The organism is Methylibium sp. T29 (genome assembly GCF_000576205.1).
Lineage (GTDB): Bacteria > Pseudomonadota > Gammaproteobacteria > Burkholderiales > Burkholderiaceae_C > Methylibium > Methylibium petroleiphilum.
Map to the genome: position 1 here is coordinate 1 of NZ_AZND01000163.1, position 7,778 is coordinate 7,778.

6 protein-coding genes and 1 pseudogene are annotated in these 7,778 nt (G+C 68.3%); 1 reads left to right on the top strand and 6 read right to left on the bottom strand.

From position 1 onward, the window contains the following. The 6 genes and pseudogenes from x551_RS24540 to ompA form a co-directional block, all read right to left on the bottom strand. A partial coding sequence (locus tag x551_RS24540) for a DUF748 domain-containing protein (RefSeq protein ID WP_161728052.1) occupies positions 1 to 876 on the bottom strand: 876 nt, incomplete at its 3' end. After that, positions 873 to 2,324, bottom strand: a complete 1,452-nt coding sequence (locus x551_RS15910) for a DUF748 domain-containing protein (RefSeq protein WP_036235731.1) — start codon at positions 2,322 to 2,324, stop codon at positions 873 to 875. The genes x551_RS24540 and x551_RS15910, both read right to left, overlap by 4 nt. Beyond that, positions 2,306 to 2,491, bottom strand: a complete 186-nt coding sequence (locus x551_RS15915) for a hypothetical protein (RefSeq protein WP_036235733.1) — start codon at positions 2,489 to 2,491, stop codon at positions 2,306 to 2,308. The genes x551_RS15910 and x551_RS15915 overlap by 19 nt, the downstream gene beginning before the upstream one ends. Positions 2,492 to 2,628: 137 nt before the next feature. Continuing rightward, complete coding sequence (locus x551_RS15920) at positions 2,629 to 3,273, bottom strand: HAD-IA family hydrolase (protein ID WP_253950394.1); 645 nt, start codon at positions 3,271 to 3,273, stop codon at positions 2,629 to 2,631. 23 nt (positions 3,274 to 3,296) lie between these two features. After that, entirely contained in the window at positions 3,297 to 4,019 is a 723-nt protein-coding gene (gene ubiG / locus x551_RS15925; RefSeq protein WP_036249453.1) for a bifunctional 2-polyprenyl-6-hydroxyphenol methylase/3-demethylubiquinol 3-O-methyltransferase UbiG, read from the bottom strand. Positions 4,020 to 4,100: 81 nt separating this feature from the next. After that, positions 4,101 to 4,761: pseudogene (gene ompA, locus x551_RS15930) on the bottom strand (outer membrane protein OmpA). Positions 4,762 to 5,053: 292 nt separating this feature from the next. Here ompA and gyrA point away from each other — a divergent pair. Continuing rightward, a complete protein-coding gene (gyrA, locus tag x551_RS15935; RefSeq protein ID WP_036236110.1) occupies positions 5,054 to 7,675 on the top strand; it encodes a DNA gyrase subunit A in 2,622 nt (873 codons plus the stop codon). Positions 7,676 to 7,778 lie beyond the last annotated feature (103 nt).

Here is a 7,778-nt window from a genome sequence, read left to right on the forward strand (position 1 = left end):
CGCCGGGGCCGGCGGCGCCGGCTCAGGTGGTGCGGCAGGTGCGGCGCCGGACGCGGTCTCGGTGGTCAGCGAGCGAGGGGTGGCGTCGCCTGGGCGCTTGACGATCTCGGACAGGTTGATGCGGCCATCCGCGTTGACGATCACCCTGCCGTAGAAGTCGTCGAGCGTGACGGTACCCAGATCGGCCTGGACCGCGGCGGGCCGCCATCCGACATCGGCCGCATCGAACTGCAGGCCCTTGAAGCGCACGAACTCGGCCTGGTTGATCTGGTCGAGCAGGCGCAGCTCCCGCAGCGCCAGACGTCCGCGCCAGCGCGCCAGCGACACGGCCTCCTGCGCCGTCCCGTCGACCTGCAGCTCGCCTCGCGCGCTGACCTTCGCCGACACCAGCGCGACGTTCAACTGCGCCTCGACATAAGGCTGCAGCGCGCGCAGGTCGAGGGAATCGAGGTCGATCTTGCTGCGCAGCGCCAGCGGCTGCGGTCGCGCGGTGCCGCTGGCACGCAGCCGGCCGCCGTGCTGCAGGGCCGTGGCCAACTCGAAGCTCAGCGGCTTGGTCAGGTCGCTGTCGAGCTGGCGCAACTTGACATCGGTGCGCGTGACACCGAAGACCGCGACCGGCTTGACGCTGCGATCGCTGAGGGTGACGCGGCAGTTGCTGCAACTCATTTCGCCGACCTGCCAGCGCGGCGGCGGGGTCGACCGTTCCTGCGCGGCGGCCGACGCCGAGACCGCCGGCTCGGCGGGCGGCGGCTGCCACCCGATCAGGCCTCGCTCGTTGCGCGCCGCCTCGAGGTCCAGGCCCTCCAGCTTCACGGCAGCAATGCGGGCCACGATTGGCTCGGCGGCGCCGGCACCGACCTGCAGCCCGTTCACGTCGAGCCGCGACAGGCGCAGCCGGTCCGTCGCCGCGTCTGGCTTGGCGAGCTTGCCAGCTGTCTTGCGTGCCGACGGCGGCGGAGGCGCCGCGGCGGCACCGACCGGCTGCACTTCCAGTCCCGTGAGCTGTAGGGCGCCTTCGCTGATGGACCAGCTCGTCGGGCCGACCTCGGCCTGCGCCTGCAGCGCCACGTCGGCCCCCACCACGCGCACTGGAAGCAGCGTCTGCCACGGCGCGAGCCAAGCGGTCGGCTTGAAGCCGGCCACGTCGCTTTCAGCCGAGCGTTGCGGGCCGCGACCGACAGCGTGCCATCGACCTGGACCTTGGCGCCCTGCGCGTCGACCAGCGAAAGTGCCAGCGTGGCGGGCGGCGCATCGGGGCGGGCGTCAAGTCCGCTGACCGCCAGCGTGATGGGCGTCAGCGCCTGACCCTGCGGCCAGGCCGGCTCGGTGAGCAACACGCGGCCTTCGGCCAGCTCGAGCTTGTCCACCCGCCATTGCCAGCCGTCGGCATCGCCAGCCACGGCGGGCGCCGAGGCGGCCCCGCCCGCTGCACTGGCGGCCGAGGCTGGCGCATCGGACAGCACCAGGCGGTCCTTGCCGGTAGGTGCCGGCCCCGCGGCCGTGAGGCGCGGCAGGTCGACCTCGAGCTGCGGCGCCTGCAGCCGGATCGCGCCCACGATGGCCTTGCGCTCCAGCGGCTGCAGGTCCAGCCCCTCGATCGCCAGACGTTCCACCGCGACCCGCGCGCCCTGCGCCGGAACCACCGTCTGCATCTGGGACAGCGTGGCGCTGCCAGCGATCCGCAACAGGGGCGCCGCCGGTGCGGGCCGCTGCTCGAAGCCGATCGCGAGCCGCAGGTCGAGCTGCCCTCGCAGGACATCGATCGGCAACGCCTGCGGCAGCAGTGGCGCAAACGCCTCGACCCAGCGCGGCACGTCGAGCTGCTGCCAGCTCACGTCGACGTGTGAGCGGCGCCCCTCGGCGAACGGCTGGGTCTTGCCCTGCACCTGCAGGTGGCTGCCGTTGACCCGGGCGTCGAGCAGCGGTTCGACGTCGATCGTCACCTGAGAAGGCAGATTCGAGACGAAGGGAACGCCGATCTGCAGCCCCTCCACGTGGTGCTCACTGCGAGACACGCGGTCGACGATGTGGATGCGCCCGCCTTCGAGACGAATGTTGTTCAGCGCGAAGCGCGCCGGCTTGGCATCGGGCGGCGCCGGCGGCTGCTTCGCCAAGGCTTCGAGCATCGGCGTGATGTTGTAGCGCCCGATCGCCTGGCGCTCCAGTTCGATCTGCGGCTCGCGAACCAGCACGCGCTCGAGCACCGGCGCGAGCCGCCACAACGACTCGATGGACAGGTCGGCGCGCAGCTCGGCGACGCGCAGCCAGGGCGCCTCGGCCGGCCCGAGCTTCAGGCCTGCGATCACCGCCTCCAGCTCCATGGCGCCAGTTCGATGCGATCCAGCGCCAGTGGTGCGCCGAGCGCCTCGCTGGCCGCTGCCTCAATGCGTGGTTTCAGGAAGCCCGGCAACCAGGCGCCGATCAGCAGCGTCCACAGCAGAGCGAAGGTCGCTACGCCGCCCGCGGTCCACAACAGGGCACGCGGCACGGCGCCACACTGCCGAGAAGGGAACGGAGCTGGCGATCGTGTGCGGGAGGAAGTCATCGCTGACGCGGACGGGGCGGTCGGGACGGCCGTAGCAGTGTGCTCGCGCGCGCACTCGCGGGTCAACGCCACGCTTTCACTCAAAGGGGCGCAAGCAGTGACAGCAGGTCGAGCGGCGTTGCGATCACCGCGTCGGCGCCCCAGGCATCGAGATCCGGCGTCGCTCCGAGGTAACCGTAGGCCGCAGCGATGGCGGGCATGCCGGCGGCGCGCGCCGCCTCGATGTCGCGCAGGTCGTCGCCCACGTACACGGCCTCGCGCGGCGCGACCCCAAGCCGCCGGCAGGCTTCGAACAGCGGCGCCGGATGCGGCTTGGCATGCGGGGTGGTGTCACCCGAGATCACCACCGAGGTCAGGCGATCGAGCCCCAAGCCCGCCACCACCGGGCCTGTGAAGCGGGTCGCCTTGTTGGTCACGATGCCCCAGGACAGGCCGCACTGCGCGAGCGATGCAAGGCACCCGGCCACCCCGTCGAACAGGCGGGTGTCGCGGTCGAGCGCGGCCTCGTACTCCGTCAGGAACTCGGCGCGCGCCGTTTCGTAGTCGTCGTCGCCGGGATGCATGCCGAGTCCGGCGCCCAGCATGCCGCGCGCGCCGGCCGACGCGACCGGACGCAACTGCGATATCGGCAGCGCGGGCAGGCCGCGCCGCTCGCGCAGTCGGTTCAGGGCCCCGCCGAGGTCGGGTGCGGTGTCGGCGAGCGTGCCATCGAGGTCGAACAGCACGGCGCGCACACTAAAGCGCGCGCTCATGCTCTGCGGCAGCCGAACAGGTAGTTCACGCTGGTGTCGGCGCTCAGCCAGTAGCGGCGCGTGACCGGGTTGTATTCCATGCCGCGGGTCGCGCTCACGTCGAGATCGGCTTCGCGACACCAGCGTGCCAGTTCGCTCGGGCGGATGAAGCGCGCGTACTCGTGCGTTCCACGCGGCAGCAGCTTGAGCAGGTATTCCGCACCGACGATCGCGAACAGGAAGGCCTTGGGATTGCGGTTCAACGTCGAGAAGAACACGTGCCCTCCGGGCCGCACCAGCGCAGCGCAAGCCTGCACGATCGAAGACGGATCGGGAACGTGCTCGAGCATTTCCATGCAGGTCACGACGTCGTAGCGGCCCGGTTGCTCGGCCGCCAGCGCCTCGGCGGCGATTTCCCGGTACTGCACCGATGGTGTGGCCACCTCCAGAGCGTGCAGCTGTGCCACCTTGAGCGCCTTGCTCGACAGGTCGATCCCCAGCACCTCGGCGCCCTGGCGCGCCATCGCATCGGACAGGATGCCGCCCCCGCAACCGACGTCGAGCACACGCTTGCCCTGGAGCCCGCCGGCCAGCTTGGCGAGCCACTCGAGCCGCAGCGGGTTGATCTGGTGCAGCGGCCGGAACTCGCTCTCCGGGTCCCACCAGCGGTGAGCCAGGTCACCGAACTTCGCGAGTTCCTGGGGGTCGGCGTTCATTGCCGAGGCATCGTTCGTCGTCATGAGCGGATGGTAGGCGCTGGAAATGGCGCGAAGAAACAAAAAACCCCGCCGAGGCGGGGTTTCGAAGCGGACCAAGCCAGCTTACTTCTTGGTACGCGTACCGACCACTTCGATTTCCGTGCGGCGATTCTTCGCGCGGCCATCGGCGGTCTTGTTGTCTGCCACCGGTTGCTTCTCGCCCTTGCCTTCGGTGTAGATGCGGTTCTTCTCGATGCCCTTCGACTCGAGATAAGCCTTGACGGCCTCCGAACGACGCAGCGACAGCTTCTGGTTGTAGGCGTCGGAACCGACCGAGTCGGTGTGGCCGACGGCGATCACGACTTCCAGGTTCAGACCGGCGATCTTGCTGGCCAGGTCGTCGAGCTTGCTCTTGGCCTCGGGCTTCAGGGTCGCCTTGTCGAAGTCGAAGAACGCGTCGGCGGCGTAGGTCACCTTCTCGCTGACCGGCACCGGCACGACAGCCGGAGCAGGCGCCGGGGCCGGCGGGGCCACGGGCGCAGGAGCGGGGGGCGGCGGCAACAGGAGCCGGCGGCGGGGCCTTCGGCGGCGCGCCGTCGCAGCGCTCGTCGGCGGTCGCGGGGGTCCAGAAATTGTCGCGCCAGCAGAGTTCGTTGGTGCCGTTCTTCCAGACGTTCCCGTCCACGTTCTTCCAGTTGTCGACCGTCTGGGCGAACGCGGTGGAAGCGGAGGTGGCGATCGCGGCAGTCGCGAAGAGCATTGCCACCTTGTTCAATTTATTCATGACTTTCCTCTCTCGGTAGGCCGTTAAACGGCAGACGTCCATGCGGATATATCGAGCGAAACTATCAAGTGCCCTATGAAAAGAGCACTTTAGGACCGACAAATCATTGTGCCATATGGCTTTGCAGCGACAAGGTTTCGGCCAGCTCCCGTGCCGCACCCGTGGCCGCTGTTGCGCTGCTGCGACAGCGAGCGGCAACTAGAATCGTCGACTTCCCGCTACCCCTTGCGTCCGGCCCCGCGCCCGATGCAAGCCCCGCGGCCCCTCACCGCGGACCACCTCCCGATCTCGCATGACCCAGTTCGCCAAGGAAACCCTGCCGATCAGCCTCGAAGAGGAGATGCGGCGCTCCTACCTCGACTACGCGATGAGCGTGATCGTCGGTCGAGCCCTGCCGGATGCACGCGACGGCCTGAAGCCGGTGCACCGGCGCGTGCTGTTCGCGATGCACGAGTTGAACAACGACTGGAACCGCCCGTACAAGAAGTCGGCGCGCATCGTCGGCGACGTGATCGGTAAGTACCACCCGCACGGCGACACCGCGGTCTACGACACCATCGTGCGCATGGCGCAGGACTTCTCGCTGCGCCACATGCTGGTCGACGGCCAGGGCAACTTCGGCTCGGTCGACGGCGACAACGCGGCGGCGATGCGCTACACCGAGATCCGGCTGTCCAAGATCGCCCACGAGATGCTGGCCGATCTGGACAAGGGCACGGTCGATTTCGGCCCCAACTACGACGGTTCCGAGAAGGAACCGCTGGTAATGCCGACCCGCCTGCCGAACCTGCTGGTCAACGGCTCGGCCGGCATCGCGGTGGGCATGGCCACCAACATCCCGCCTCACAACCTCAACGAAACGGTCGATGCCTGCCTGCACCTGCTGAAGAACCCCGAGGCTTCGATCGACGAACTGATGGAGATCATCCCGGCACCGGACTTCCCAACCGCCGGCATCATCTACGGCCTCAATGGCGTGCGCGAGGGCTACCGCACCGGCCGCGGCAAGGTGGTGATGCGCGCCAAGTGCCACTTCGAGGACATCGACAAGGGCGCGCGTCAGTCGATCATCGTCGACGAGATCCCCTACCAGGTGAACAAGAAGACGCTGCTCGAGCGCATGGCCGAGCTCGTCCACGAGAAGAAGCTGGAGGGCATCAGCCACATCCAGGACGAGTCCGACAAGTCGGGCATGCGCGTCGTCATCGAGCTCAAGCGCGGTGAAGTGCCCGAAGTGGTGCTGAACAACCTGTACAAGCAGACCCAGCTGCAGGACAGCTTCGGCATCAACATGGTGGCGCTGGTGGACGGCCAGCCCAAGCTGTGCAACCTGCGCGATCTGGTGGAGGTGTTCCTCGAACACCGCCGCGAGGTGGTCACGCGGCGTACTGTGTTCGAGCTGCGCAAGGCACGCGAACGCGGCCACGTGCTCGAGGGCCTGGCGGTCGCGCTGGCGAACATCGACGAGTTCATCGAGATCATCAAGAACTCGCCCACGCCGCCGCTGGCCAAGCAGGGACTGATGGACAAGAGCTGGGATTCGTCGCTGGTGCGCGAGATGCTCGTCCGCGCGGCGTCCGACACCCCGGGCGGCCGCGACGCGTTCCGTCCTGAAGGACTGCCGGCGGTATACGGCATGCAGGCCGACGGGCTGTACCGGCTGTCCGACGATCAAGCCCAGGAGATCCTGCAGATGCGCCTGCAGCGTCTCACCGGCCTGGAGCAGGACAAGATCATCGGCGAATACAAGGAGGTGATGGCGCACATCGCCGACCTGCTCGACATCCTGTCCAAGCCCGAGCGCGTGACCACCATCATCGGTGAGGAACTGGTGGCGGTGAAGCAGGAGTTCGGCCAGACCAAGCTGGGCGCACGCCGCAGCGTGATCGAGCACAACGTGCAGGAGCTCGGCACCGAGGATCTGATCACGCCGACCGACATGGTGGTCACGCTGAGCCACACCGGTTACGTGAAGAGCCAGCCGCTGGCCGAATACCGCGCGCAGCGCCGCGGCGGGCGCGGCAAGCAGGCCACGCAGACCAAGGACGACGACTGGATCGAGCAGCTCTTCATCGCCAACACACACGACTGGATGCTGTGCTTCAGCAACCGGGGACGCGTCTACTGGCTCAAGGTCTGGGAGGTACCGCAAGGCGGCCGCGCAGCGCGCGGCAAGCCCATCGTCAACATGTTCCCGTTGCAGCCCAACGAGAAGATCACGGTGGTTCTGCCGCTGACGGGCGAGTTCCGCACCTTCCCTTCGGATCACTACATCTTCATGTCCACCGCGCTCGGCACAGTGAAGAAGACCGCGCTCGATGAATTCAGCAATCCGCGCAAGGCCGGCATCATCGCCGTCGACCTGGACGAAGGCGACCACCTCATCGGTGCGGCGCTGACCGACGGCAAGCACGATGTGATGCTGTTCTCCGACGGAGGCAAGGCAGTCCGCTTCGACGAGGACGACGTGCGGCCGATGGGCCGCAACGCGCGCGGCGTGCGGGGCATGGCGCTCGAACCCGGCCAGAACGTCATCGCGATGCTGGTGGCCGAGGACGAGTCGCAGAGCGTGCTCACCGCCACCGAGAACGGCTACGGCAAGCGCACCTCGATCACCGAGTACACCCGGCACGGCCGCGGCACCAAGGGCATGATCGCGATCCAGCAGACCGAGCGCAACGGCCGCGTCGTCGCCGCGACGCTGGTGCGTCCGGAGGACGAGATCATGCTGATCACCGACCGGGGTGTGCTGGTCCGCACGCGCGTGAGCGAGATTCGCGAACTCGGCCGCCCGACCCAGGGCGTCACGTTGATCTCCCTCGACGACGGTTCGCAGCTCGGTGGCCTGCAGCGCATCGTCGAGAACGACGCTGGCAGCGATGCCGGCGATACCGAAGAGACGCCGGCGCCATGAGGAAACTGCCTCCCCTGGCGACCGCCCTCGCACTCTTGCTGAACGTTGGCGCTGGCAGCGCCCTGGCCCAGGGCGCCGTCGCGCCTGCCGCGGCGGCCTCGGC

Bases quoted from the DNA above. Each gene is read 5' to 3' on its own strand.
- x551_RS15910 (WP_036235731.1), bottom strand. From the start codon at position 2,324: ATGGAGCTGGAGGCGGTGATCGCAGGCCTGAAGCTCGGGCCGGCCGAG.
- ubiG (WP_036249453.1), bottom strand. From the start codon at position 4,019: ATGACGACGAACGATGCCTCGGCAATGAACGCCGACCCCCAGGAACTC.
- gyrA (WP_036236110.1), top strand. From the start codon at position 5,054: ATGACCCAGTTCGCCAAGGAAACCCTGCCGATCAGCCTCGAAGAGGAG.